We start from the raw sequence: 25,629 nt of genomic DNA, 5'->3' as shown, positions 1-25,629 counted from the left end.
CCCCTATCCTTGGAATAAAAACACAGCTTTTATCTTTTTAAATAGGTCATCTACAATCGTGGCGACCATAAATAAAATATAGATAAAACCTAACAGCGTCACCCACTGAGCATATTCTTTCTTGCCCATCTGATCCAATATCGTGTGTAAAAAAGCGACCACGATTCCCACTCCGGCGATTTGAAATATGACATTCACGTCTACTCCCATTTTATTTTTGCTCCCCTCACGTTTACATCAATAGAAGAATGAGTAACAAGCCCGCTAAAAAGCCCAAACTTTTTATCATCTTTTCATTTTTCGCTTGCGCCTGCTCAGCATCCGCTTCAGAGGCTTCCAAATGTGTCAGCGCCAGCTTGATGTGCTTTTGCTGAGAGATTCGATCATGAATCCCGAGCGTCTCGCCAAACTGCTTCAGCACTTCGTATTCGCTTTTTTTCAAAGACAGGGTATCCCATACCTTCTTTAAGCTTTGCTCCCACGCCGTTTTCGCGGAATCACTTCCCTTGTCCAGCTGATCACTGAATGCGGAAAAAAGAGCTGAAACAGGCTGTGCGAGCTGTTTGGCAATCTGCTGTGAAGCAGTATGAAGCGGTGTATGGCCGTACATGATTTCAGCCTCGAGGGATTGAAGCGCCGCACGCAGCTGGCGGATTTGCCGCGGCCGTTCTGTATAAATCTTCGCCATCTCAAAACCTGTCCATGTTGTCGCTACCACAATGAATACAGCGCCCAGCAGCTTCAGCATGTTTTCACGCCCGTCGTCCTAGACAGCACATTTCCGTCTTTGTCATAAATTTGGCTCACTGTGCCCGGCCCTTTTGCTCTTGATAATTCCAAATAGCGGTCAAAGGCTCTTTCTTCCCACAAACGCTTCAATGAAGGCCGCTTCATCAGGTCGGATATGCTCCAGCCATGCGCCGATACAATTACTGAAACACCAGCATGCAGTGCCTCCAGAAGTGCATCTGTATCTTCCATACGCCCGATTTCATCGACAATCATCACCTCAGGGCTCATGGATCGAATCATCATCATCAGCCCTTCAGCTTTTGGACAGGCGTCTAACACGTCAATTCTCTGACCAAATTGATGCTGCGGAATGCCGCGAAGACATCCGGCAATTTCTGACCGTTCATCGACGATTCCTGTCTTTACGGGCAGCATGGGTTTTTTGCCGGTGCTTGAGAGCCTCGCAAGGTCCCGGAGAAGTGTTGTTTTGCCGGTTTGGGGCGGTCCGATAATCAGCGTATTCAGCCAGCTGTTTTGATATAAGTATGGAAGCAGCGGCTCCGCAATCCCCAGCTTTTGCCGGGCAATTCGTATATTAAAAGATGCGATGTCACGGAGGCCTTTCACACCTCCGTTTTCCGTAATGACTCTGCCCGCCAGTCCGACTCTGTGGCCGCCTCTGATCGTGACATACCCTTTCTTCAGCTCTTCTTCAAGTGTATACATACTATAGTTGCTGAGCCGGCTCAGGATCAGATGGGCATCCTCGGCCGTGCCCGCATAGGACAAATAAACAGGTTGTCCTCTTCGAATCAATTCAACAGGGCGGTTGATCCGAATTCTGACTTCTTCGATTTCCAGCCATTGTTGTTCCGGTATTTCAGAAAGGGCGTTTTTCATGGATTCAGGGAGAACCTCAGCGATTTCGTTCAACAGAGCCTCCTCCTTTCTACCGATTGGCTTCTTTAAAATGTATGATGTGAGGCAGACTTTATGACAAGCCTCTCTTTATTTATGAACACCCGCCAAAATCAAGACAACACCCGTAAAAATCAGAATCAGCTTTGCATACGAAAGCTGCCCGGCAATTTGGTAGATTCCGACAGTCATCGTAATGATAAAAATCAACGGACCGACAATAGCGAGAATGCTGTTAACCACAACCGCCTTCCGGACATCGTTGGTCACAAGCATGACAATTGCTGCCGTCAGCTCAATCATAGAGGATAAAACTCGTAATCCCGCCATTGTTAAAACAGTAGAATTGATATTTCCAAGTAAAAATTTCATAGCACTCTCCCAACCTCCCATTTTTTTATATGATATGCTCTAGCTTGCTGAAGTAGTCTTGTCATTTTCGTATAAAAGAAAGATTCTGTTTTTGGGCACAAAAAAAAGCCTGCTCCCATTTGGGAACAGACTTCTTTTTTTCTTTCTATGCTCTTGAAACGTAAGAACCGTCTGATGTATTGACAACAAGTGTGTCGCCTTCATTCACAAAGAACGGCACGTTTACAACAAGCCCGGTTTCAGTTTTCGCAGGTTTTGTACCGCCTGACGCTGTATCACCTTTAATACCAGGTTCAGTTTCAACAACTTTCAGCTCAACTGTGTTTGGAAGCTCGATACCAAGTGTTTCATCCTGGTACATCATGATATGCACAGACATGTTTTCTAGCAGGTATTTTAATTCTTCTTCGATTTGAGTTGCGCTCAGTTCAAGCTGCTCATAAGAAGAAGTATCCATAAATACGTGCTGATCTCCGTTTGCATATAGATATTGCATTGTTTTGGTTTCGATTTGCGCTTTCGCTACTTTTTCACCAGCGCGGAATGTTTTTTCCTGAATCGCGCCAGTGCGAAGGTTGCGGAGTTTAGAGCGGACAAATGCCGCACCTTTTCCAGGTTTTACGTGCTGGAAGTCAACGACGCGCCAAATGCCGCCATCTACTTCAATTGTTAATCCTGTACGGAAATCGTTAACTGAAATCATGTTTAATGTCCTCCTATATTCCAATCACAAAATAATAAGTTCTTTTGGGGAATGGGTGATTGTCCGGTTGCCGTTTTCTGTAATCACGATGTCATCTTCAATGCGGACACCGCCTGTTTCTGGTATGTAAATGCCCGGCTCCACTGTGACCACCATACCCGGTTCAAGGATAGCTGAAGATCTGACGGATAATCCCGGCGATTCATGAACTTCCATGCCGAGCCCGTGCCCGGTTGAATGGCCGAAATAGTCACCGTAGCCTTTTGCAGCAATATGATCCCTTGTGAGGGCGTCAGCCTCTTTTCCTGTCATTCCCGGCTTAATATGTGCGACGCCAAGCGCCTGAGCATCAAATACAACCTGATAGATCTCCTTCAATTGATCACTGGGCTGACCTACAGCGACCGTCCGGGTAATATCAGAACAATATCCTTTATAATAAGCGCCAAAATCAAGCGTAACAAGGTCTCCGCTTTCAATCAGTTTGTCACTGGCCACACCGTGCGGAAGGCTTGAACGAAGGCCTGAGGCGACAATCATATCAAAAGAAGAGCTGTCTGCTCCCTGGCTTCTCATATAAAACTCCAGCTCATTGGCAACAGCGATTTCAGAAATGCCGGGTTTCATAAACGTCAAGATATGTCTGAAGGCATCATCTGCAATCTTCGCAGCTTCCTCTAATATCTTAATCTCTTCACTAGACTTAATCAAGCGCAACTTTTCCACGGATTCAGCCACAGGCACTAATTCGGCATCACTGATAACGGCGCTGTATGAAGCGTAAGTGCCATATGTCATGCTGTTCTGTTCAAAGCCGAGACGCTTGATGCCAAACGATTCAACAGTGTCGGCAGTGGTCTGAATCAAGCTGCCGCCATGTTCAATGATCTCAAAACCCTTTACCTGAACCTTCGCCTGCTCAGTATAACGAAAATCCGTAATAAACGCTGCTTTGTCACCCGATATAACAGCCAAACCCGCCGAACCTGTAAACCCTGTCATATAGCGTACATTCGTGCTGCTTGTAATCAGCATGCCGTCAATTCCCAGCTGTCCAAACAGGTTTCTTAATTTCTCTAGCTTCATCTTGATTCTCCCCCTTGCTGGCTTAATAAGTAGCGAACAGCAAGCTTGTAGCCTTCAGCTCCAAGACCGACAATCTGCCCTTTCGCAACAGGAGCGATAACCGACTGATGCCTGAATTCTTCCCTGGCGTATAAGTTTGATAAATGCACCTCTACCACAGGAAGACTGATGGTTGAAACAGCATCCCTGATCGCATAGCTGTAATGACTCAGGGCGCCGGGGTTCAGAACAATCCCGCTGTATTGCTCCTCAGCCTCATGTATCGCATCTATCAAATCACCTTCGTGATTAGACTGGAAGAAAGTGAGCTGGATATGTAAGGCTTCAGCAAACTGAAAAAGATCTGTTTCAATATCGGTCAGTGTCTGGCGGCCGAATACTTCAGGCTCACGCTTCCCAAGCCGGTTAACATTCGGTCCGTTTAAAATCAAAAAATGAGGCACATAATCTCTCCTTTTCGCGAGGGTTTCTCATGTAAAAAATGTTCACTTCTCGTGAACATTTTATCATACTGGAAAAGGATTATACACTATTCTCTATGCATTCCCAGCGCACGTGCAAGCTTTTCCGAATTAAGCTCATTGTATTCAAATGAAATGGAATACCCGACAAACAGCCCGTAAAGCAAATAAATGCAAATGGTCGTAATAATTGTATCTGATGTCAGTTCGGTCACCGTGCGCACATCTGGAAAAATCGGATTAAAAACAAAAAACACGAGCAGCCAAAGCACCAAGCCGTATAAAATACCCGGCCACATTGTTTTTAAACGTTTCAATAGAAGAAAATAAAGAAACGCTGCGCCAATTGAAATTACTCCAATCAAAATGATGCTGATTACCGTTCCCAGCCCATGTTTTTTCCACTCTCCAAGCACAAACGGCTGCAATATCATATTCGGGCTGATTTCGGAAAAATGAAACAAATATGCGATATAAGCAACGAAACTCCAAAGTACGCCTCCGCAAAAACCTGTTGCCGCCACTCTGCCGGCCATTGAAACAGGCGGCTTTTGCTTCTCATTCAATTCTTCATTTTGTTCTGTATCTTTTTCGCTTGTCATCATGGCACCTCCAGTTAAAGTGTGCCCAAAAAATGAAATGTCAATAAAAAAGCTCACACTTTTTGACAGCTGCGAGTAAAATTTGAAAATAAAGGGTATAATGCATGTAGAAAAAGCAAGGCTATGGCAATTTTTTCAGCCTGTCAATCTAGAGGTTTAGCGCTGTTTCCTGTACAATAGAGTGAAAGGAAATGGTTAGCAATCCTAAAGAAATAGGCAGGTTGATAATATGTCAAAACATAAAGTTCCGCCCGCTTACGGCGGGCAGGCTGTTGTGGAAGGCGTTATGTTTGGCGGAAAGCATCATTACGTTACAGCCATCAGAAGAACGGATGGAAGCATTGACTTTTTTAAGCTTCCCCGCAAACACAACCCGAAACTGAACATCGTGAAAAAGATACCGTTTTTACGGGGGATCGCGGCCATTATCGAAGCGAGTGCAAACGGCACAAAGCATTTGAATTTTTCAAGCGAACGTTACGGGCTCGATCCATCTGAAGACGAGACACTTGAGCAGGAAGAAAAAAAATCCTCCGGGCTGTCTATGTATCTCAGCCTCGCAGTTATAGGCGTCCTATCATTTTTGTTCAGTAAATTTGTATTTACATTGGTTCCAGTTTTCTTAGCGGAACTGACAAGGCCGATTTTTTCCTCGGACACGGCGCAAATCGCGGTTGAAAGCCTGTTTAAGTTGATTTTGCTGCTCGGTTACATCTATTTTTTGTCCATGACACCGCTTATTAAAAGAGTGTTTCAATATCATGGAGCCGAACATAAAGTCATAAACTGTTATGAACAGAATTTGCCAATTACTGTGGAGAATGTCCAAAACCAATCTCGGCTTCATTACCGCTGCGGATCAAGCTTTATTTTATTTACGATTATTGTCGGCATGTTTGTTTATTTACTCGTTCCGACAGATCCGCTTTGGCTGCGTGTTATAGATCGTGTCGCACTGATACCGGTCGTGCTTGGTATATCCTTTGAAGTTCTGCAGCTGACAAACAAAGTGCGTGACATTCCCGGTCTGAAATTACTTGGGTACCCGGGACTTTGGCTTCAGCTGTTAACCACAAAGGAACCTAAGGATGACCAGGTTGAAGTTGCCATCGAAAGCTTTAACGAACTTCTCAGACTCGAAGCATTGTCTGAGCAAAATCAGAAGCCTTCTCACAACGTCATCTAAAATCCGTTGCCCTGCTATTACTTTCGGAGGTGGACAGTTATGAATCATCGTGTACAACCTATAATTGCTGTATTAATTGCGCTGGGAGCGTTCGGTTTCCTCTATGTGCTGGTAACCAATCCCGGAGAAATGGCAAAAATGGCGGTAACCGTCATCGTGGCAGGTATCATTATTTATTTTATTGTGAAATATGTAATGAATCGAAATGCGGGCAGCGAAGGAGCAGCCTTCAAAAAAGCGGCGAAACAATCGCGGCGCCGGATGAAAGAACAAAAAGCAAAACACCGCGCCGGACATAAGGGACGTGTCAGCCACCTGCGAAGCGTTCCGAGCGCCAGCAAGCCTAAGCCGATGATTCTCAAGAAAAAAAGCCAGACTCAGCTGACTGTTATAGAAGGGAAAAAAAACAAAAAGAAAAACAGAGCGCTTTTTTAATAGGTCCACTGCTTTAAAAACAGCTCTGTCCGTCTTTTACCTAGCTCAATCAGGGCTAGTTTTTTTTGTTGTGTTAAATGAAAATCAGTGGCCATTACGTCATCGACAGGGAGAAAAATGATATTTTGTTCATAGCGTGACGCAATGTGCCTTGCGTCATGAGCATCCTTCATCGTTTCAAACAGGGCGCCGAACAGTTCAAAAGCGTTGCGGATATTTTTTTTCGGACGCTCTCTTTCACGCGGCGCAAGCGTGACACCGATCACAGGGCGCTTTCTTTCCTTTGAAAACAGCCAGATTGGAAAATTGCTTAACACGCCTCCGTCGACAACCGTGGCGGTGCCTGTGTCCGTTTTTAATTTTATCGGTTCAAAGAAATACGGGATGCTGCAGCTCATTCTGACCGCTCTGGCAACCGGGAACATATCTGGATTTAACCCGTAACGGGCCAAATCGTCCGGCAAAACAATCATGGTGCCGTTTGTCAGATCAGAAGCAATAAGGCGCAGAGACCCTTTCTGCAAATCGCCGAAAACCCTTATGCCTTTCGCTCTTAACAGATCAGCAATCCATTTTTCTATCGTATCGCCTTTGTATAAGCCAAGACGCCAGTAGATGGACACCCACTGGAGCATCTTTAAGGGGAGAAATGAGTACCTCTGATCCAGCAATTTCTCTCCGTCCACTTCTTCAATTAAAGCGTGGATTTCCTTACTGGTGTAACCTGACGCAATGAAAGCGGCAATAATGGCGCCGGCGCTTGTACCCGCAACTCTTTTAAAGCGGAAGCCTTTTTCCTCAAGCACTTCATAAGCGCCTGCGAGCGCAATGCCTTTTACTCCTCCGCCGGAAAACACACCGTCAATATACATCTCATTCCCTCCCCCTCCATCCGATCGTTTATTACCATTTTAAGAAAACACGCGAAGAAATAGACCAACGAATGACGGGTGGCGTCAGCGTATCAAAAAAGACGGCCTCCTTCGAGACCGCCTTTTTACTGATTATGATGTTCTGTTTTCTTTTGGATTGATTTTAGATCTTTTTTACGGGCATCATCTTCTTCAAAATATTGAACAAGATCCCCGATGCGATCAATACTGTTCCAGCTTAAATGATGTTCGATTCCTTCGACATCGTTATATATTTTCTCTTCATCAACACCAATGATTCTTAAAAACTGCTCAAGCAATTCATGTCTGTATACCAGCCGTTTGCCTATTTTTTTCCCTTTAGACGTTAACACGAGACCGCGATATTTTTCATAAATTAAATATTCGTCTTTATCTAGTTTTTGAACCATTTTTGTTACAGAGGAGGGATGGACTGCCAATGCTTCCGCGATATCGGAAACTCGTGCATATCCTTTTTCTTCAATCAGCATATAAATCTGTTCAATATAATCTTCCATACTTGGTGTTGTCATCGAAACCCTCCCAAAAAGCACCTTAACTTTATAAACCATTACAAGTTTACACTAATGAACTTGAAAAAACAAGGATGCTCCGCCGGTCAAAAGCCCTGTTTACCGCTTATAATTCCATTCATCTGAAGCGTACTTTGTTTCAGCCAAGTGATGAACAAAATCAAGCTCTTCCTGAGAAAGTTCATATGGCTCCAAATGAATGTTAAGACCTGTTTCAAATCCTTCTTTAAAGGCTTTACGAGCCTCATCCATCGTCACCCGCTTTTCAGTGAGTTCATTAATGGCAACCGCTTTATTTTTGAAATTGCGCTGCATCCGTTCTCTTACTCTTTCACTCGGATATAAGAACAGATCGAACAGCTTATCCTCATCCAAATCAAGCAGAATGGAGCCATGCTGAAGAATCACGCCTTTTTGTCTCGTTTGCGCGCTTCCCGCCACCTTGCGCCCCTCAACCACTAGCTCATACCATGAAGGCGCGTCAAAACAAACAGATGACCGCGGATTTTTTAAGCTTTCTTTTTCTTTTTCAGTTCTCGGGATGGCAAAGTAAGCGTCCAGACCGAGATTTCTAAAGCCTTGAAGTATGCCTTCTGAAATAACCCGGTAAGCCTCAGTAACAGTTGCCGGCATCTCGGGGTGCTCTTCCGAAACAATTACGCTGTATGTCAGTTCCTGATCGTGCAGCACACCTCTCCCGCCGGTCGGGCGTCTGACGAATCCGAGATTATATTTATGTACTGCTTCAAAATTGATTTCCTTTTTAATATTTTGAAAATACCCTACAGAAAGTGTCGCCGGATTCCAGCCGTAAAAACGGATAACCGGGGGGATTTTCTTTTCGCTGTGCCAATATAAAAGCGCTTCATCAAGCGCCATATTGAATGCAGGACTTGCATTGCCTGAGTCTATAAACCGCCAAGTTTCTTTTTGCATTTTAAGACCTTCCTTACCGTTTTAATAGAATCAGTTTATCAAACTGTCGGGAAAATGAAAAATATTTTAGTTCCATTATAGATGACAATCACGCTGTGCTTTACTATAATAGTATTTGTCGAAAACGGCTCTATGACCTTGTTTTATGAAGCAGGGTTTTGATTTTATATGCTAAAGGAGTAGAATCACATTGTCTAATATGATCGTTTTGATTATTTTTGCTGCATTTATCATCTATATGATTGCTTCATATGTCTATCAGCAGCGAATTATGAAAACACTTACCGAAGAAGAATTCCGCGCGGGTTACCGCAAAGCGCAGCTTATTGATGTTCGTGAGCCAAATGAGTTTGAGGGCGGACATATTTTAGGCGCCCGCAACATCCCGCTTTCCCAGCTGAAACAGAGAAAAAATGAGATCCGTACGGACAAGCCTGTTTACCTGTACTGCCAAAACAGTGTCCGCAGCGGACGCGCGGCACAAACCCTGCGCAAAAACGGCTGCACTGAGATTTACAACCTAAAAGGCGGCTTTAAAAAATGGGGCGGAAAGATTAAAGCGAAGAAATAAAGCAAACAGCTGTCTGGTAGACAGCTGTTTTTATTTATCTTTCTTCCGCCTCGTATCTGAGCACCGGGTGTCTCGCCGCTTTTGTTTCATCCATTCTTTTTACAATCGTTGTATGCGGGGCCTCCTGAACAAGCTCCGGATTCTCCTCCGCTTCTTTTGCGATTTGAATCATAGCATCAATAAACGCGTCCAGTGTTTCCTTTGATTCGGTCTCTGTCGGCTCGATCATGATGCATTCTTCAACATTAAGCGGGAAATAAATCGTCGGCGGATGATAGCCGAAATCAAGCAGCCGTTTTGCAATATCAAGCGTACGCACTCCCAGCTTTTTCTGCCGCTTCCCTGATAATACAAATTCATGCTTGCAATGGCGGTCAAACGGAAGATCGTAATAAGGCGCGAGTTTTCTCATCATATAATTGGCGTTTAACACTGCGTTCTCAGTAACAGCCTTTAATCCGTCAGGCCCCATGGAGCGAATATACGTATACGCTCTCACATTAATGCCAAAGTTGCCGTAATACGGCTTCACACGGCCGATCGCATGAGGGCGGTCATAATCAAACGTAAAGCGCCCTTCTTTTTTAACTAAAACTGGCTTTGGCACATAAGGAATCAGATCTTCTTTTACGCCGACAGGGCCTGAGCCGGGGCCTCCGCCGCCATGAGGGCCTGTGAATGTTTTATGCAGGTTGAGGTGCACCACGTCAAATCCCATATCTCCAGGTCTCGCCTTGCTTAAAACGGCATTTAAATTAGCGCCGTCATAATACAGTTTCCCCCCCGCTTGGTGTACAATTTCCGCCATCTCTGTAATCTGCTCCTCAAACAAGCCGAGCGTGTTCGGATTCGTCAGCATGAGAGCTGCAGTTTCTTCATTCACTGCTCTTTTTAAATCCTCTAAATCAACAAGCCCATTTTCATTCGATTTCACCGTAACAGTTTCAAAGCCTGCTACTGTCGCTGATGCAGGATTCGTCCCGTGCGCGGAATCAGGGACAATGACCTTCGTCCGCTTGAAATCCCCGCGAGCTTCATGATAGGCACGGATCATCATCAGCCCTGTCCATTCGCCGTGCGCTCCGGCAGCAGGCTGAAGCGTAACCTCATCCATTCCCGTTATTTCTTCAAGGTGCTTGCTTAAATCATATAAAAGCTCTAATGCGCCTTGCACCGTGTCTTCATCCTGAAGAGGATGAATCGCAGCAAAACCAGGTATACGCGCGATTTTTTCATTGATTTTCGGATTGTATTTCATCGTGCAAGAACCGAGAGGATAAAAACCGGAATCCACCCCGTGATTGCGTTTGGACAGCGCTGTATAATGGCGCATGATGTCCAGCTCTGAAACCTCCGGCAGCGTTGCGTCTTCGTCACGAATATAGGTGTCTGACAAGAGGTCCTCCAATTCGATTTCCGGTACATCGAGCTCCGGCAGACTGTAGCCGATTCGGCCTTCTCTTGAAAGTTCAAAAATAAGTGCCTGGTCCTGATTACTCATGGCGATCCCCCAATTCCTGAATGAGTGCGTCAATTTCTTCTTTTGTTCTCAGCTCCGTTACAGCAATCAGCATATGGCAGTCCAGCTCCGGATACGTCAACCCAAGATCATATCCGCCAATCATGCCTTTTGCCAGCAAACGCTTGTTCACAGCTCTCACCGGCTCATCCAGTTTGATGACAAATTCATTAAACATCGGCCCGTCAAACATAACAGTAAGGCCTGCTTTTTTTGCTTCTTGCTTTGCATAGTTGGCTTTTAAGAGATTTTGGCGGGCTATATCTTTTACGCCGTTTTTTCCGAGAGCAGTCATGGCCACTGATGCTGCCAGCGCATTTAAAGCTTGGTTCGAGCATATATTTGATGTTGCTTTATCCCGGCGGATATGCTGCTCCCTGGCTTGCAGGGTAAGCACAAAGCCTCTTTTTCCGTTTTCGTCTTCCGTTTGTCCGACGAGACGGCCCGGCACCTTTCTCATTAATTTTTTAGTAACGGCAAAAAAGCCGCAATGCGGGCCGCCGTATGCTGAAGGAATGCCGAAAGGCTGCGCATCACCGACGACGATATCAGTGTGAAACTTGCCAGGTGGCGTGAGGAGGCCCAGTGCAAGCGGGTTGGCTGATACAATAAACATGGATTTCCCTTGATGAGCGACAGGCTCAATATCCTGTAACGGCTCAATCCGGCCAAAAAAATTCGGGTATTGAACGATCACTGCGGCTGTGTCCTCGCAAACGGTTTGGCGCAAAGCATCAAGATCTGTAACGCCATCTGCAGCGGGTACTTCAACAACTTCGATATACTGACCTTTTGCGTACGTTTTCAGCACTTCCCGCGATTCAGGATGCACGGTTTTTGACACAACGATTTTTTTCTTTTTCGTGTGGCCTGAAGCAAGCATTGCTGCTTCTGCCAAGGCTGTTCCGCCGTCATACATCGAGGAGTTGGCGATATCCATGCCTGTCAGTTCACAGATCATCGTTTGGAATTCAAAAATAGCCTGGAGCTCTCCTTGTGAAATCTCTGGCTGATAAGGCGTATATGCGGTATAAAACTCAGAGCGCGAAATAACATGATCCACAATGACAGGCTGATAGTGGTCATATACACCCGCTCCTAAGAAGGAAGCGTATTGTACGGTATCACGATTTTTAGAGGCCAGCTTTGTCAGTTCTCTTGTTAATTCTGTTTCTGATTTCGCTTTTTTAATTTGATACTCTTTTTTATATTTGACATTTTCCGGTATATCAGCAAATAAATCATCGATGCTGCTTACGCCGATAGTAGCAAGCATCTCCTGTTTATCCTTTTCTGTTGCGGGCAAATAACGGTGCTTCATGTGTTGTCTCCTCTCTCCAAGAAAAAATATTAGCGTTTATAAAATGGTGTTTTGACAACCTTTGCTTTCACTAATTTTTTGCGAATCTCTACATCTACAACAGTCCCGATCTCACTCGTTTCCGAATCAATTAAGGCAAGGCCGACGTTTTTCCCTAATGTCGGTGACTGCGTGCCGGTTGTCACCTTTCCGACAGACTTGCCATTTTGGAAAACCTCATATCCGTGCCGCGGTATCCCTTTTTCAATCATTTCGAGACCGACCAGTTTGCGCTTCGCTCCGTTTTCTTTTTGTTCACTCAATACTGACTTACCGAAAAAGTCAGACTCCTTTTTGTGCTTTACAGCAAAGCCTATACCTGCTTCAATCGGTGTAATATCCCGGGTCAGCTCCTGACCGTAGAGCGGGAGCTTCGCTTCAAACCGGAGTGTATCACGTGCACCGAGACCGCATGGAATCAATCCGTATGCATCCCCTGCATCGATGATTTTTTTCCAAATATGCATAGCATCATCACTGCGGCAGTAAATTTCATACCCGTCTTCTCCCGTATAGCCAGTGCGTGAAATAAGTGCTTTGCGGCCGCTGATATCGGCTTCATCAATAAACGCAAACGGCTTTAATGCAGACACATCCGCATCTGTCAGATTTTTTAAGATCGCTTCTGCTTTCGGTCCCTGTACAGCCAAGAGCGCGATTTGATCTGACTGATTGTCAATCTGCACATCACCTGCTGCATGTTCTTTCATCCAAGCCAAGTCTTTATCTATATTAGAAGCATTAATGACAAGCAGATAGCGGTTCTCTTCTTTTTGATAGATAAGCAAATCATCGACGGTTCCGCCATCCGGGTAACACATCGCTGTATATTGAGCACGGCCTGGCGTTAACGCGGAAACATCATTTGTCATCAATCTTTGCAAAAAAGACAGACTGTCGTTTCCTGACACTTCGACTTCTCCCATATGAGATACATCAAACAAACCGGCTGCAGTTCGGACAGCCTCGTGTTCTTTTTTTATAGAAGAAAATTGAACAGGAAGCTCCCAACCTCCGAAATCAATCGTTTTTCCTCCATATGCCTTATACAGGTCAAATAACGGCGTTCTTTTCAGCATCTAATTCCTCCCCTTTATCAACGGCGCAGCTAAAAACATACAAAAAAGGACAGAGAAACACCTCATGTAAAATGAAGGTTCTCTGTCCTGGCACCTGAAAGTTTACTTTGCATACGCAAAGACGTCCCCTTTGGTGGTTTGCGCATCCGCACAAACACTCTCCAGAGTTGCGTCGAGCAAGAGTTCTTTTGCCTGAGAGATTCACTCCGCAGTTTGCTCCTTCGGCGCCTGTATCCCGAGGTTTTCGGTCAGGTCTCTCCCCTTGCTGTCATTCGCTCATATTTTCATGCTGTTATGGACATACTATAGCAATATCTTACATCAAATACATACTCATATCCTACCATCATCACTATATGCTGGGCAACAGCAATTTGGGCAGATTTTTCTTATATTATTCATCTTAAGAATCGAAGAATAAGAAAGGCGGTTTCAAAGCAATGAATACAGAAATGATCTACGATGCAAAATGGCCTGAAGAATTTGCTGAAAGACTGAAAAACGATGGCCCTTGGGCAAACTGGGAACTGTACAAGCTCTCTGCAGAAATCCAGAAAACATTAGCAATTCCAGAGTTTGAAGGCTTACGGGCTCCTTTATATCTGCCTTCCTTTACGCCGCTCCCCCACCAGCTTGAAGTGGCGCAAAAAGTGGTTGAAAAAATGAACGGGAAAGCGATTTTAGCAGATGAGGTTGGTCTCGGAAAAACGGTTGAAGCTGGACTGATTCTAAAAGAATATATGATTCGCGGGTTAGCAAAAAAAATTTTGATCCTTGTGCCCGCTTCCCTTGTGTCACAATGGGTCAAAGAGCTTCAGGAAAAATTTTTGATTCCGGCTGTTGAACAAAAGAAAAGCTATGTGTGGGAGCAATGCGATATTGTCGTCTCATCAATAGACACCGCGAAGCGCTCGCCCCATCGAGAAATCGTTCTGTCTATCCCATATGATCTTGTCATTATTGATGAGGCACACAAACTGAAAAATAGCAAAACGAAGAACTATGAATTTGTCCGGAATCTCGTAAAAAAATATTGCCTGCTTCTTACCGCGACGCCAATCCAGAACCGTATCGAAGAGATTTTCAATTTGGTGTCCTTATTAAAACCCGGCCATTTAGGCAGTCAGAATCACTTTCAGGAGGAGTTCGCCAAGAAGAAATCCAGTTTAGAAGCGCATGAACATTTAAAAGATCTTGTGAATAAAGTCATGATCCGTAACAGGCGGCATGATACAGGGCTGAATTGGAAACAGCGCCATGTTGAAACAGTGCCGATTCAATTTTCTCCATCAGAGCAGGCGCTTTATGATGAAATTTCTCGCTTGAAGGACAGTATCAATAAACCAGCTAGCATGTTCTCGATTATGACCTTGCAAAGAGAATGCTGTTCGAGCAGAGAAGCGGTATATATGACGCTGAAAAAGATGCTTGATCAAAAAGAGAAACAAGCACCTGCCATTGATGAGGATACGATTTCAGTTTTGATAGATCGCATCAATCAAGTGACACAAAACTCTAAAGCGCTTCAAGTTGTTGACTTGATCAAAAAGATCGACGATAAGGTCATCATTTTTACAGAATACCGTGCAACCCAGATTTATCTGCAGTGGTTTCTTCAGCAAAACGGCATCAGTTCTGTGCCGTTTAGAGGCGGATTTAAACGTGGAAAAAAAGACTGGATGAAGGATCTTTTCCGCGGAAAAATCCAAGTCCTTATTGCAACTGAAGCAGGCGGTGAGGGAATTAACCTGCAATTTTGCAATCACATGATCAACTATGACCTGCCATGGAACCCGATGCGGCTTGAGCAAAGAATCGGAAGAATTCACAGACTCGGGCAGGAGCGTGACGTGCATATTTATAACATGGCGACAAAACATACGGTGGAAGAGCATATTCTAAAGCTTTTATATGAAAAAATTCATTTGTTTGAAAAAGTGGTCGGTGAACTTGATGATATTTTAACGAAAATTCAAGTGAACAATTTTGAAGAGCACCTTCATGACATTTTGTATCACTCAGCAACAGAAGAAGAAATGAAAATAAAAATGGATAACTTAACCTCATTTTTGTCTTATAAAAAACAGCTGCCTGCTGAAAAAAGAGGATCTTAGCCTGTAAGGAGGTTTTATTAGTGAGACAGCAAGAGGTTCACGATTTTCTGCTGCGTTTTTTTCAAGCAAACAGCTGCCAAATCGTCGATCAAGGCTTAGGCTATATGACAGTGCAGCTTACAGTTGAAATGGACAAACAAATCATGAACCGCCCTTTCTACTGGCATTGGCGCGAGAAGACAGGCGGTGATCCGAATCCAATGAAAATCACTTTTATTACAGATAAAGAAAATGCGCCAAAAGACCTAGATGGTGAATTTATATATTTTGGGGCCCCGCGTCTTTTTCAAATATTTAAAGCTGTTAAACAAAATGGGAGATTTACCAGAATGTATGAGAAAATTGAATCAGCCGGAGCTAAAGTCCCACTTCAGCCTTGGCTTGGTATAAATGTCACGATTTCATACCAGTCCGACATGAAAAAGGATAAGTTATTGTCACTAGGTCTTCACCTAGTCTCTGGAACGATAATTGAAGATTTTCAAAGCAAGCTGACCCAGTTTTCACTGACGTCTCAAATATGTGACTATTGCTTCACCATTTCACCTATGATCAAACCAGAAAGCGGACTTAAGCGTATGGAAAACTATATTTCCAAATCCGCTATGCAGGAGCCGTCCGACTGGGCGGAACAGGCGGTTAACAGGTGGAAGAATGATATGACATTGCTTGATAAGTTTTACGAGCATATAGAAGAAAAACCAGAAGAATACCATCTAGAAAAACAGGCGCTGAAAACCTTGTATCAACCAAAGATATCAGTTGAAATTGAAAATGGCGGATTGTTTTATCTGCAAAATAATATTTCAAGCTAACTTTTTTACCATTCGACATCATTCTCGTTTTTTTTGAGAAAATACGATTATAATAAAGGTATATTGGAAAAAAATTCTGGCGATTTAATGGCAAATGACTTCCAGAGACTAATGAAGCATACAATAAGTCATGGCCGGACTGGCTGAAATACATAAACAAGTATTTTAGGAGGAGAAACTGCATGAAGAATGCAAAACAAGAGCACTTTGAATTGGATCAAGAATGGGTTGAATTAATGGTGGAAGCCAAAGACGCAAATATCAGCCCGGAAGAAATACGAAAATATTTACTTTTAAACAAAAAGTCTGCTCATCCTGGTCCGGCAGCCAGAAGTCATACCGTAAATCCTTTCTGAATGTGCTATAATATCACAAGGAAGGTGATGACATTGATTGGCCAGCGTATTAAACAATACCGTAAAGAAAAAGGCTACTCACTATCAGAACTAGCTGAAAAAGCTGGGGTAGCGAAGTCTTATTTAAGCTCAATAGAACGAAATCTACAAACGAACCCCTCCATTCAATTTCTCGAAAAAGTCTCCGCTGTTCTGGACGTCTCGGTTCATACTTTGCTCGATGAGAAACATGAAACCGAATACGATGGTCAATTAGATAGTGAATGGGAGAAATTGGTTCGCGATGCGATGACATCCGGGGTATCGAAAAAACAATTTCGTGAATTTTTAGATTATCAAAAATGGAGAAAATCTCAAAAAGAGGAGTAGTGCCTGAGCAGAGGCACTAACTCCTCTTTTGTCAATAACCATCGAGACGGCCCAGTATATGAATACTGGGCCGTCTCTTTTTATTGCTGTTATTAATTTTTATCCTCGCTGTGCGCTTTTTCATTTTCTTTCACATAACCGTCTTTATCAGTATGGTCCTTTTTGATTGTCAAGCCGTTCCACTGTGTAGCTTCGAACGAGAATTGAAGCTTAATGGAGTTGCCTTGATATTTATTTTGAACCATAAGCCCGTTTTCATCTTTTGTTTTATCATCTTTGAATTGGATTTCCATTTGAACCTGATCGAAGTCAGTTGGTGTTTTTGGAACACCATCATATTCAGGAGCGGTTTTACCGTCAATTGTTGCTACATTGACTTTACCGCTTGCATTTAAGAATTTAGGGTCAATTTGTTTTTTGATTTTTTCAGTAGCCGCTGCATCATTTTTAGCAGACATCAAATACAAGTCTTTAAGGTTCGCATCATCTAAAATAATGTTTTTCGGGTAACCATTGCCGCCCTCTTTTCCAACTGTCAACAATGTCACTTCAAACTGGCTGAGGAAATCTTCTGGAGATGTATTGCTGCCGCCGTTTGCTTTAAAATCTCCATAATTAAGCGCCATTAAAACTTCTTTGATTGCAAGTGATCCGTTATTTTCAAATTGGAAATCCTTTGTCAACTTATCTCCCGGCTTTAGATTTGATAAGTTCACACTCGCTGAATTCTCTTTAGCAGATAAATCAAGCGTACCTGATGCAAAAGTAGCATCCTTTGATTTAATGTCGTTAAATGCTGCCCATGTTCCTCCTCCAACTAATGCTAATCCTAGTGCTGCAGAAGCAACTCCTAAACTCAATTTCTTTTTCATACCCATGGTAAACTCCCCTTTTATTGAATGATTTTATATCGAAACCTGTTGCCAGGTTTACAACTGAAGTTAAGTAGACATGGTGCTGTCCTTTGTATCTGTTTCCAAGGCTTTTGTCTTTCTTTCAATTTCTCTAATGGCGCTGCTGATCGTCACAAAAGCGTAAACTAACAGCATCACGCCGGGAACAATCAATAATACAGCCGTTCCAATCGGCTGGCTGGCAAAATGAAGCATATAGCCGGCATATGGAAGCTGAAAACCTGTGTATTGTGCGCGAACATTTTCGTCCGATACAGGCGCTGAATCAGCTGCTGCATTATTATCACCTTTTGTTTTAAATAACAAATGGTCTCCTTGCTTTGTTATGTCAACAATTCTGTGGGTGACCGCCGTATTTGCATCCTGCATAAATGTAATAACGTCACCTTTTTGGAGCTCTTTCACATCAGTGATTTCTTTGACCAATATTAAGGAACCTGTATTGAACTCCGGCTCCATCGAACCTGACAGAACTGATTTCAATGTATACCCAAACACTGCCGGCTCTCCCCCGGATGAACGTGTTGAAATCACGACAAGTGTCAGCACAATAATAAGAGTAAAGATGATCACGTATAGAATATTACTGATCAGCTTCATTGCTTTTTTCATCCTCTTCCCCGCTTTCCTTCTGGTCTGATTGAGTTTCATTTTCTTTGGTTACAGCTTCTTGAGATGTTTCTTCTTTCATTGTTTTTTCCTGTATATCCTTTTGTGTTGTTTCATTCTCCTTTTTAACGTCCGACTTTGTTTCTTTTTTAGGGACTGTCGGTTTTTCATCGCATTTTGCAAGCGTCATAGGCTCCGACCACTCAAATGTACTGCCGTTTGCCGGGTAGCCTGCCGGTTTATATACTTTAAATGCATAAATGCCGGGTTTCATTTTTTTCTTCGTCTCAATTTTATAAAGTGAATCGCCGATTTGATTGGAGACAAATCCTTTTTCGATCACGTTCCCATCCTTTAACGGTTTGCGGGCATTTTCAAGCTTATGAAGCTCCCACTTCCACTTTGATTTCTTAAGTTTCTCACCTGTATTTTCGAGCACAGCAAATAAGGCGAAAGGTGAGCATACAGTGCCTTTCGTATCCGTTTGATCTGATATGTGCAAATCACTTTGATCCCAGCGTTTATCATAATGGCAGTTTTTATCTGTATGCTGAAAGTCTTTACACGTTTGAAGTGAGACATCAAATGTTTCAATATCATGAAAAGCTGCGCTTGTATCATCGGAAAATTGTAAGCATATTGCGGCAGTCAGACTGAAAATGACTGAAAGCTGAAAGATAAGCAGAACTTTCAGTTTCGTCTTCGCCTTTTGCTGATTGTGAAACAATCGAAACATATCTTACCTCCTGTAAAACACTGTAACTTGATATGACAATCGTTCTCTTTAAAGAACTTCATAAATAGAGTATAATCAACGATTTATAGATTTAAAAACACCGAAATCGCTCATTTCGTTCGTTTAAAAGAATGTTTTCATCATATTACAAAGTCTTGCTCAGTATTGCTCATTTTTTCAATTTTTTTGAAATTTTTGGGATTGTTATGTGAGAATTTAAATGCATATCCCATTATTATTTGGTAATAATAAACAAAGAAAGGGTGACAGCATGATGATCAAACAATGTGTGATTTGTCTATCTCTTCTCGTCTTTGGCACCACAGCCGCTCACGCAGAAGAAACACCGCTTGTAACCGCCCGCCACATGTCCAAATGGGAAGAGATTGCTGTAAAAGAAGCAAAAAAAAGGTACCCGCTTGCACAGGTACTGTTCAAACAAAAAGTATGGGACCGTAAAAGAAAAGATGAAGCAGTGAAGCAATACCATTTAACTCTGAGGGAAGGGTCAAAAGAATTCGGCGTTTTTGTGACGATTTCATTTGATCCTTATAGCCAAAAGGTCAATAAAATCGCCATATTAGAAGAATATCAATAAGGTCCTCCATTTTTTGAAGGACCTTATTCGTTTATTTGCGGTTATTTTTTCCGTTTCAGCCAAAGTCTGAAGCCATAGGGTAAAATACCGAACAACTGCTGGGAAACAGGCGTTTTTGTTTCTTTCCGCACCTCTTTTCGTTCTTTTCGCTCATCTCTCGGAGTATCTATATATTTGACAAATTGCTGCGTCATATATTTAACATAATCATTCGTTTTCACGTGATCACCTCATCATTCAATTATTATGAAGTGTTGTCTCACATGACTTTTTTTATACCCTTTACACTGTTTTATTCTGTCCATCTCAGCAGTTTTTTCTGTTTTTGATCAAACACGATCTGTGCAGTTCTTTCTGTTCCCGACTCCGTTGACACTCTTAAGTTGATTTCTTTTTGTTCTTTTATCGATGTATCATGAATGTAATAAGAAACCCGTCCATATGGAAATTGCTCCGTACCCTCCTGGCCTTTCCGTTCCTCTAGAACATGCCGGACCGAAAGAAGCACCCCATTTTGAAGCAAATTCTCTCCTATGTATAACTCTTTTGTTTCCTTCTCAAACATGCAGCGTGAAATATATTGAGCAGCAGCAAAGTTCACGATTAACAGCACAAGCGCTGACACAAAAAGAACAGCTGGGTAAATAAACCCTCTTGTACAATACATTCACCCCCCTCCTAAATACGAATAGACTGGAAAAGCAGTTTGATACACTTTTTGGTCCTCACTCTCAATTTTCAGCAAAACAACACCATTTTCAAAATCAGCTTTCATGGCAGTAATATGATCTAAAATCGGAACATGCCCTTTACCATCCACTCTTTTTCTTATCATTGAATGATAAATTTCGAAACGGATGTCCTGCCCGGAAAGATTGGTGCAGATTAACACGCTCCCATGCTCGGCTGTCTTAACTGCCTGTGACTCCTTGCATTCATTCATCATCTGTTCTATCGAAATCATCCATTCTTGCTGTGTGAAACCGTCATGTTCCTGCTGTCGAGACAAAAACAGATGGAAAATCGCAGCTAACGATCCTGATATGAGCAAAAAGACTGAGAGCGAAAATAATACGTTAAGAAGCGTATAGCCATTCTGTCTGCAGGATGCTGAGGCAAAATGATTTTTCTTTATAAGCTGTGGCTTTGATACATACGTTTTGATATTCGCCCTCCTCCTCCCACTTCATTGCATAGATATGATTGTTCTTTGTAATCGTTTTTGACGCGGCTCCTTCACCACTCATGACATATTTGCTAATGCTCTCATTCATCATCTGATAGCCAATTTCTCGTGATTCCGCCATTTTTTCATCAGCTATCAGCTTGTCCCACAAGGGGACGACTGTCAGCAGCACAAACAGCCACAGGCTTAGCGCAGACATTGTTTCTATTGTAGAAAAACCTTTATTTTCTCTCCACATTGACTCTCCCGCTCCCTAGATAAACTGTTATATCATATACGGCATGGCCATTTACTCGTATTTTTCCGCCTGCATTCGGGTGCCCTTTCTCATTAAATTCCAAACGGTCTTTTAATGTCAGCAGTTCTATAGAAAGTCCCCTTGCATACGGACGTTCAATGACCGTATCACCAATGACTAATTGATATTCTTTTTTATGAAAGAAAATTTTTGTTCTTTGTTGACGGGAAATAGCAGCCTGCTGTGTGAGCATAATATCATTTTTCAGCTGCCTTGCTGCCTGTCGGACAGCTGTATTGTCATAAGCAGGAGGAAGTGTAGTGAAGACGGCCACCAGGAGGATAGAGGCAAGGCTTAACACAAGCAAACTTTCTAAAAGGGTAAACCCCTCCTCCTCGTTTAATTTAATGTTCAACCTTAACTTCTCCGCCGGTGATGATAATGCGCTTACCATTTGGACAGACAGCATCCTTTTTCACATAGCCCTCTGACTGTAAATCGGCAAGGCTCGGAGTTTGTCCTTCATGATCAAGCTCAAATGCAGTCATTTGTGCCTTAACCATGTTTTGTAAGCCTTCACAGCCCTTTTTTTGAATGGTTTGGTTATGTTTCGTGACGTTCGGTATCGTAATTAAAAGCAAAATCGAAATAATAAAGAGCACGATTAACATTTCAACAAGTGTAAATCCTTTCTCATTCATCAGCCTCTTCCTTTCACATTTGATTCATCATCTGATACATAGGCACAAGCATAGATAAATACACAAGTAAGATCATCGCTGCAACAAATCCATAAATCATTGGCTGAAGGATGCCTGTCCATTTTTGCGCTTTGTGTTCCAGCCGCTGTAATATGAATTGGCTGTATGTGAAAAGCTCCCGATCCAATCGGCCGCTCAGCTGGCCGTGAGATATGACTTTTGATAAATCAGTTTCATAAAAAGGGCTTCCACAAATAGCGGATTCAATTGACTCACCGGCTTTTAGCCGTTCAATCAATTGTTCAGCCTCGCAGCGGTAGAAAGGGAGAAACGTTTGATGTTTAAATGCATTAAGGCTGTCATAAATTGAGAGGCCTGATTTTAAAAGGCTGCTTAGTTGCAAAGAAAAAAAGTAGCTGTTAAACAGCTTGACAAGCTTTCCAACCAAAGGAATCCTGATACAAATCAGCATTTGCCGGGCAGGTGATTTTTTCTTAAACACAAGCCAATAATAAATCCCGATACCTGCTGTAAAAAGAGCCAGCAAAATGATCACAAAATCAATATGCTGGAAAAAAGCAAAAAGCATATCGGTTGAACGTGAGGTTTCCATATTCATCGATTGATAGATACCAGAAAACTGAGGAATGATGATGGACTGTAACATATAAAACATGACAGCGACCGTAAAAATGAGGAAAAGCGGATAGCGCAGCACTCTTTTCAGCTGGTCTGCCTGTGCAACTTTTCGTTCCAGCAGCTCTCCGCTCTGGATCATGGAAGCAGGCAGTTCACCATGTGTTTCAGCAAAATAACAAATACCTACGGCTTCCTTATGAAATGACAAACTCTTTAGTACTTGATAAAACGGAGCCCCTTCCCTCAAACAAGTGACCGTATCAGTCAAGTCAGCCGCCTGCCTCTTATTCATCTGAAGTTCCATCAGGCGTAATCCATCCAGAAGCGTATATCCGCCCGCAGTCATTTCACCGAGCCTCTTTAATAACCTCGCTTGATCCTTTAACGACCAGACTTTTCTAATCTTTTTCATGATAAACCCACCGGTCATAGTTGTTTGTCGTTAAATAGCCGAGCGCAATTCCTTTCCTGATAATTTGACGAAGCGTTTGATATTGGTAATTTGCATGATTTCCTTTTGCCTCCTGGATACATTGCTGAAGATTTTTCCCGTAAAGAAGCTCATAAACGCTAGCTCTCCTGGTATTTCGTGACTGGCGACAATACACTGATGAACATCCGTTTTCACAAAACGGGCAAGCCAAATCAACCAAGCGCTGAGCCGCTATTGCAATGACAGTCTGTTCAATTTCATTCATATTGATACCGAATTCAAGCAGTCTGTAAATTGCGCCCTTTGCGTCTCTCGTATGAAGGCTCGTTAGTACCAGATGTCCCGTCATCGCTGCCCGCACCGCAATTTCAGCTGTTTCCGCGTCTCTGATCTCACCTAAAATAATCATATCGGGGTCATGGCGCAAAATTGCTTTCAGACCTGCGGAATAAGTTACACCGGCTTTTTCATTCACCTGAACCTGAAGAACATCTTCGTCCCTTGTTTCAACAGGGTCCTCTAATGTGACAATATTTCGATTAAAGTGTTTTTTTGCATATTGAACGAGAGAGTATAGTGTGGTAGTCTTCCCTGAACCAGTTGGCCCGGTAAAAATGAGCATGCCATGGGAATGTTTTAAAAACGAGAGTAATGTGGCTCCTGTCTTCGGAAATAGCGACAATTTATCAATCGAAGGGATATTGTATTGGGGCATCACTCTGATCACGAGGCTTTCTTCATTAATTGTGGGCAGCGTTGACATTCTTAAATGAACATTTCCCTCTTTCAGCTTTAACGTAAGCGAACCGTTTTGCGGCTTTCGCCTTTCACCTATATCCATTGCTGAAAGAAATTTAAAATGTGAAATCAGTCTTACGCACTCTTCTTTTTTCATGTCCCTTTTTTTCAGCAAGGCATGATCGACCCGAAAATGAATGATAGCGTCCCGCTCCCTCGGCACAATGTGAATATCAGAAGCCTTTGTTAGATATGCTTCTTCAATCAAGTTTTTGCTTACCTTTTCTATTGAATCCAATTTGATTCCCTCTCCTTTCAATGCGTATTGTAGAAAAAGAAGGAGCGGTAATCAAACAGGGAAAACGTGATTTTGTGAGACGTTATATGCTGAAAAATCCCTTCTTTCTGGCAAGAAAAAGACTTTCAACTGAATGTACCCCTGTCATTATAATTTTCCCTATAAATAAAAAAGCAGACATGGTCACCATGCCTGCTAGATTCCATTTTCATTATGCTGTTTTCGCTTTTTGACCAGTATCTTTCTCAACGGAAAGGTCGCCTAATGCAACAATACCGGCAATTTGGCCATATTCAAGAATCGGTAAACGGCGGATTTGATGCTCTGCCATAAGCGCCTTGACATCGTATCCGGTCACCCTGATATGACTGGTGAAAAAACGGGGCACGCTGTACAAAATATGAAACATCCTATAGAGTCCGCCTTTTTCGAGGTTTCTTTTTCTTCTTCCGCTCCTGCAGCATATCTCCCGTCCAGCCTTTTTTCCTCAAATAGAGATAGATCAGGACTGTAGATGTGACAATCAATAAGAGAGAAAAGAGATATCCGTATTTCCAATTCAGTTCCGGCATCACAGAAAAGTTCATCCCCCATAAGGCCCCCAGAGCTGTAATCGGCGTAAAAAGCGTCGTGAAAATGGTCAGCGCTTTTACAATTTCATTCCCCCTATGTGAGGTAATGACTTCCTCTGAATGCAGCAGATTGTTAAGCTCCCCTTCAAATTCGCTGATGTATGTAAATCCCCTGTCAATTTTCAGTTGTGTCCGCTGATAATCCTTTTTCCCTTCATTTTGAGGTAAAAAGGTTTCTTTCAACGCCATTTCAATTTTTTTAGCGCTTAATATCAAATTTTTCCAAATCATCAGTTCATGGCGCAGGAGATGGACGCGGTTTAAAATGCTTTTGCTATTGTCGTCTTTAATCTGCCATCTAAGCTTTCTCAGCTTTACTTCAAATTCATCAACACCGATTAAATACGCATTCATTAGTTCGCCGAGAAGAATTAAAAACCCCTCTATCGCATTATCCGCTCTTTCCATTTGCCGGACAACTTCTTTTCCTTTAATCTCTCTCAAAATCGAAAAATCAAAGTTGATTGTAAAAAAATATTGTCTGGTGATATAAAAGTGAAAAACAGTATGATCTTTTTCTTCACCAAGCCCCTGATCATAAACAATCGACCCAAATACCGCTTCATTTTCCGTTTCAGTTGTATCTACTCGCAAAAAATTAACGTGATGGTTATTTTCAAACCACTTTTCACACTGAGGCCAGTGAGAAAAATGGATTAGATCTCTTGCCTTACTTCTTTCTTGAGGCCCCATTTGGTACCAAAACCAATCCTTTCCTGTATGTGCCTTCATGTCAAGATCCTCCAAACTTTTGTTCTTTATTCTTTAATTGCCCAATAACCGCGTCACTAAACCAGTCTGCCGCTTCAACACATGTTTTATGAGCATTTTCAGGTGGTATGGAATGTAGAAAGACATCGGAAAAGG

Annotated in this window: 35 protein-coding genes and 1 riboswitch; of the genes, 8 read left to right on the top strand and 27 right to left on the bottom strand. The window is 42.7% G+C overall.

Annotated elements, in window-relative coordinates:
* Positions 1-3: 3 nt before the first annotated feature.
* From spoIIIAC to WA279_RS02675, 8 genes are all read right to left on the bottom strand, one after another.
* Positions 4-210, bottom strand: coding sequence for a stage III sporulation protein AC (gene spoIIIAC, locus WA279_RS02710; protein ID WP_003153142.1), 207 nt, complete (start codon positions 208-210; stop codon positions 4-6).
* Between the two features lie 22 nt (positions 211-232).
* The gene (gene spoIIIAB / locus WA279_RS02705) at positions 233-748 is read right to left on the bottom strand and encodes a stage III sporulation protein SpoIIIAB (RefSeq protein WP_014477309.1); all 516 of its coding nucleotides are present in this window, start codon (positions 746-748) and stop codon (positions 233-235) included.
* Positions 742-1,665 carry a stage III sporulation protein AA gene (spoIIIAA, locus tag WA279_RS02700; RefSeq protein ID WP_029317922.1) on the bottom strand — a complete coding sequence of 308 codons (924 nt, stop codon included), beginning with the start codon at positions 1,663-1,665 and terminating at the stop codon, positions 742-744. The genes spoIIIAB and spoIIIAA overlap by 7 nt, the downstream gene beginning before the upstream one ends.
* A 75-nt stretch (positions 1,666-1,740) precedes the next feature.
* A complete protein-coding gene (locus WA279_RS02695; protein ID WP_004398639.1) occupies positions 1,741-2,022 on the bottom strand; it encodes a YqhV family protein in 282 nt (93 codons plus the stop codon).
* 145 nt (positions 2,023-2,167) lie between these two features.
* The gene (gene efp, locus WA279_RS02690; RefSeq protein ID WP_003226377.1) at positions 2,168-2,725 is read right to left on the bottom strand and encodes an elongation factor P; all 558 of its coding nucleotides are present in this window, start codon (positions 2,723-2,725) and stop codon (positions 2,168-2,170) included.
* A gap of 24 nt (positions 2,726-2,749) precedes the next feature.
* Complete coding sequence (gene papA / locus WA279_RS02685; RefSeq protein WP_015251726.1) at positions 2,750-3,811, bottom strand: aminopeptidase PapA; 1,062 nt, start codon at positions 3,809-3,811, stop codon at positions 2,750-2,752.
* Entirely contained in the window at positions 3,808-4,254 is a 447-nt protein-coding gene (gene aroQ / locus WA279_RS02680) for a type II 3-dehydroquinate dehydratase (RefSeq protein ID WP_251187950.1), read from the bottom strand. The genes papA and aroQ overlap by 4 nt, the downstream gene beginning before the upstream one ends.
* An 86-nt stretch (positions 4,255-4,340) precedes the next feature.
* Positions 4,341-4,877 carry a YqhR family membrane protein gene (locus tag WA279_RS02675; protein WP_003230222.1) on the bottom strand — a complete coding sequence of 179 codons (537 nt, stop codon included), beginning with the start codon at positions 4,875-4,877 and terminating at the stop codon, positions 4,341-4,343.
* Positions 4,878-5,103: 226 nt separating this feature from the next.
* Between WA279_RS02675 and WA279_RS02670 the strand changes: the two genes are divergently transcribed.
* Together WA279_RS02670 and WA279_RS02665 are read left to right on the top strand one after the other, a co-directional pair.
* Entirely contained in the window at positions 5,104-6,060 is a 957-nt protein-coding gene (locus tag WA279_RS02670; protein WP_017696209.1) for a DUF1385 domain-containing protein, read from the top strand.
* A 39-nt stretch (positions 6,061-6,099) separates the two neighbouring features.
* A complete protein-coding gene (locus WA279_RS02665; protein WP_003226367.1) occupies positions 6,100-6,495 on the top strand; it encodes an SA1362 family protein in 396 nt (131 codons plus the stop codon).
* Here WA279_RS02665 and WA279_RS02660 read toward each other — a convergent pair.
* From WA279_RS02660 to lipM, 3 genes are all read right to left on the bottom strand, one after another.
* Entirely contained in the window at positions 6,492-7,367 is an 876-nt protein-coding gene (locus tag WA279_RS02660; RefSeq protein ID WP_003230220.1) for a patatin-like phospholipase family protein, read from the bottom strand. The two genes, WA279_RS02665 and WA279_RS02660, sit on opposite strands and share 4 nt — an antisense overlap.
* 125 nt (positions 7,368-7,492) lie before the next feature.
* Positions 7,493-7,921, bottom strand: coding sequence for a transcriptional regulator MntR (gene mntR / locus WA279_RS02655; protein ID WP_003236923.1), 429 nt, complete (start codon positions 7,919-7,921; stop codon positions 7,493-7,495).
* A gap of 99 nt (positions 7,922-8,020) precedes the next feature.
* Complete coding sequence (lipM, locus tag WA279_RS02650; protein ID WP_014664579.1) at positions 8,021-8,857, bottom strand: octanoyltransferase LipM; 837 nt, start codon at positions 8,855-8,857, stop codon at positions 8,021-8,023.
* Positions 8,858-9,047: 190 nt separating this feature from the next.
* On the opposite strand from lipM, the gene WA279_RS02645 reads away from it, so the two are divergent.
* Positions 9,048-9,428 carry a rhodanese-like domain-containing protein gene (locus tag WA279_RS02645; protein ID WP_004398485.1) on the top strand — a complete coding sequence of 127 codons (381 nt, stop codon included), beginning with the start codon at positions 9,048-9,050 and terminating at the stop codon, positions 9,426-9,428.
* A 34-nt stretch (positions 9,429-9,462) separates the two neighbouring features.
* On the opposite strand, the gene gcvPB is transcribed toward WA279_RS02645, so the two are convergent.
* The 3 genes from gcvPB to gcvT are packed head-to-tail and all read right to left on the bottom strand — an operon-like array spanning position 9,463 to position 13,386.
* Complete coding sequence (gene gcvPB, locus WA279_RS02640; protein WP_336154164.1) at positions 9,463-10,929, bottom strand: aminomethyl-transferring glycine dehydrogenase subunit GcvPB; 1,467 nt, start codon at positions 10,927-10,929, stop codon at positions 9,463-9,465.
* Entirely contained in the window at positions 10,922-12,268 is a 1,347-nt protein-coding gene (gene gcvPA / locus WA279_RS02635; RefSeq protein WP_336154163.1) for an aminomethyl-transferring glycine dehydrogenase subunit GcvPA, read from the bottom strand. Before gcvPA ends, gcvPB begins: the two co-directional genes overlap by 8 nt.
* A gap of 29 nt (positions 12,269-12,297) precedes the next feature.
* Positions 12,298-13,386, bottom strand: coding sequence for a glycine cleavage system aminomethyltransferase GcvT (gene gcvT / locus WA279_RS02630; protein ID WP_336154162.1), 1,089 nt, complete (start codon positions 13,384-13,386; stop codon positions 12,298-12,300).
* 170 nt (positions 13,387-13,556) lie between these two features.
* Positions 13,557-13,658, bottom strand: a riboswitch (glycine riboswitch).
* Between the two features lie 168 nt (positions 13,659-13,826).
* Here gcvT and WA279_RS02625 point away from each other — a divergent pair.
* The 4 genes from WA279_RS02625 (at position 13,827) to sinR (ending at position 17,040) form a co-directional block, all read left to right on the top strand.
* Positions 13,827-15,500, top strand: a complete 1,674-nt coding sequence (locus tag WA279_RS02625; protein ID WP_004398544.1) for a DEAD/DEAH box helicase — start codon at positions 13,827-13,829, stop codon at positions 15,498-15,500.
* Positions 15,501-15,520: 20 nt separating this feature from the next.
* Positions 15,521-16,315: a YqhG family protein gene (locus tag WA279_RS02620; protein WP_003230200.1), complete on the top strand. Its 795-nt coding sequence runs from the start codon at positions 15,521-15,523 to the stop codon at positions 16,313-16,315.
* 182 nt (positions 16,316-16,497) lie between these two features.
* Positions 16,498-16,671: an anti-repressor SinI gene (sinI, locus tag WA279_RS02615; protein WP_336154161.1), complete on the top strand. Its 174-nt coding sequence runs from the start codon at positions 16,498-16,500 to the stop codon at positions 16,669-16,671.
* A gap of 33 nt (positions 16,672-16,704) precedes the next feature.
* On the top strand, positions 16,705-17,040 hold the full coding sequence (gene sinR / locus WA279_RS02610; protein WP_003226345.1) for a transcriptional regulator SinR: 336 nt from the start codon (positions 16,705-16,707) through the stop codon (positions 17,038-17,040).
* A gap of 92 nt (positions 17,041-17,132) precedes the next feature.
* On the opposite strand, the gene tasA is transcribed toward sinR, so the two are convergent.
* The 3 genes from tasA to tapA all read right to left on the bottom strand — a co-directional run bounded on the left by tasA (position 17,133) and on the right by tapA (position 19,299).
* The gene (tasA, locus tag WA279_RS02605; RefSeq protein WP_003230183.1) at positions 17,133-17,918 is read right to left on the bottom strand and encodes a biofilm matrix protein TasA; all 786 of its coding nucleotides are present in this window, start codon (positions 17,916-17,918) and stop codon (positions 17,133-17,135) included.
* Positions 17,919-17,981: 63 nt separating this feature from the next.
* On the bottom strand, positions 17,982-18,554 hold the full coding sequence (sipW, locus tag WA279_RS02600) for a signal peptidase I SipW (RefSeq protein WP_003246088.1): 573 nt from the start codon (positions 18,552-18,554) through the stop codon (positions 17,982-17,984).
* The gene (tapA, locus tag WA279_RS02595; RefSeq protein WP_029726724.1) at positions 18,538-19,299 is read right to left on the bottom strand and encodes an amyloid fiber anchoring/assembly protein TapA; all 762 of its coding nucleotides are present in this window, start codon (positions 19,297-19,299) and stop codon (positions 18,538-18,540) included. Before tapA ends, sipW begins: the two co-directional genes overlap by 17 nt.
* 271 nt (positions 19,300-19,570) lie before the next feature.
* Between tapA and WA279_RS02590 the strand changes: the two genes are divergently transcribed.
* Complete coding sequence (locus WA279_RS02590) at positions 19,571-19,897, top strand: YqzG/YhdC family protein (protein WP_003246051.1); 327 nt, start codon at positions 19,571-19,573, stop codon at positions 19,895-19,897.
* A 41-nt stretch (positions 19,898-19,938) separates the two neighbouring features.
* Here WA279_RS02590 and WA279_RS02585 read toward each other — a convergent pair whose 3' ends face one another.
* From WA279_RS02585 to corA, 10 genes are all read right to left on the bottom strand, one after another.
* Positions 19,939-20,118 carry a YqzE family protein gene (locus tag WA279_RS02585; RefSeq protein WP_029726723.1) on the bottom strand — a complete coding sequence of 60 codons (180 nt, stop codon included), beginning with the start codon at positions 20,116-20,118 and terminating at the stop codon, positions 19,939-19,941.
* A 71-nt stretch (positions 20,119-20,189) separates the two neighbouring features.
* Entirely contained in the window at positions 20,190-20,564 is a 375-nt protein-coding gene (gene comGG / locus WA279_RS02580) for a ComG operon protein ComGG (RefSeq protein ID WP_029726722.1), read from the bottom strand.
* Positions 20,565-20,948 carry a ComG operon protein ComGF gene (gene comGF / locus WA279_RS02575; RefSeq protein WP_029317913.1) on the bottom strand — a complete coding sequence of 128 codons (384 nt, stop codon included), beginning with the start codon at positions 20,946-20,948 and terminating at the stop codon, positions 20,565-20,567. It lies immediately after the preceding gene.
* 25 nt (positions 20,949-20,973) lie between these two features.
* Positions 20,974-21,321, bottom strand: coding sequence for a ComG operon protein 5 (comGE, locus tag WA279_RS02570; protein WP_336154160.1), 348 nt, complete (start codon positions 21,319-21,321; stop codon positions 20,974-20,976).
* Positions 21,305-21,736, bottom strand: coding sequence for a comG operon protein ComGD (gene comGD, locus WA279_RS02565; RefSeq protein WP_038829732.1), 432 nt, complete (start codon positions 21,734-21,736; stop codon positions 21,305-21,307). The genes comGE and comGD overlap by 17 nt, the downstream gene beginning before the upstream one ends.
* Positions 21,726-22,022 (bottom strand): comG operon protein ComGC, encoded by a 297-nt coding sequence (gene comGC, locus WA279_RS02560; RefSeq protein WP_003230162.1) that lies wholly within the window; start codon positions 22,020-22,022, stop codon positions 21,726-21,728. The genes comGD and comGC overlap by 11 nt, the downstream gene beginning before the upstream one ends.
* Positions 22,023-22,035: 13 nt before the next feature.
* Positions 22,036-23,073: a comG operon protein ComGB gene (comGB, locus tag WA279_RS02555; RefSeq protein ID WP_336154158.1), complete on the bottom strand. Its 1,038-nt coding sequence runs from the start codon at positions 23,071-23,073 to the stop codon at positions 22,036-22,038.
* On the bottom strand, positions 23,060-24,130 hold the full coding sequence (gene comGA / locus WA279_RS02550; RefSeq protein WP_004399124.1) for a competence protein ComGA: 1,071 nt from the start codon (positions 24,128-24,130) through the stop codon (positions 23,060-23,062). Before comGA ends, comGB begins: the two co-directional genes overlap by 14 nt.
* Before the next feature lie 211 nt (positions 24,131-24,341).
* Positions 24,342-24,539 carry a CBS domain-containing protein gene (locus WA279_RS02545; protein WP_014480259.1) on the bottom strand — a complete coding sequence of 66 codons (198 nt, stop codon included), beginning with the start codon at positions 24,537-24,539 and terminating at the stop codon, positions 24,342-24,344.
* A gap of 1 nt (position 24,540) precedes the next feature.
* Positions 24,541-25,494: a magnesium transporter CorA gene (gene corA / locus WA279_RS02540; protein ID WP_004399136.1), complete on the bottom strand. Its 954-nt coding sequence runs from the start codon at positions 25,492-25,494 to the stop codon at positions 24,541-24,543.
* Positions 25,495-25,629: the final 135 nt, after the last annotated feature.

This window comes from Bacillus sp. 204(2023), assembly GCF_037027505.1.
Taxonomy (GTDB): Bacteria; Bacillota; Bacilli; order Bacillales; family Bacillaceae; genus Bacillus; species Bacillus subtilis.
Note: the sequence above shows the minus strand (reverse complement) of the source record. Positions and strands in the feature narration are given on the sequence as shown.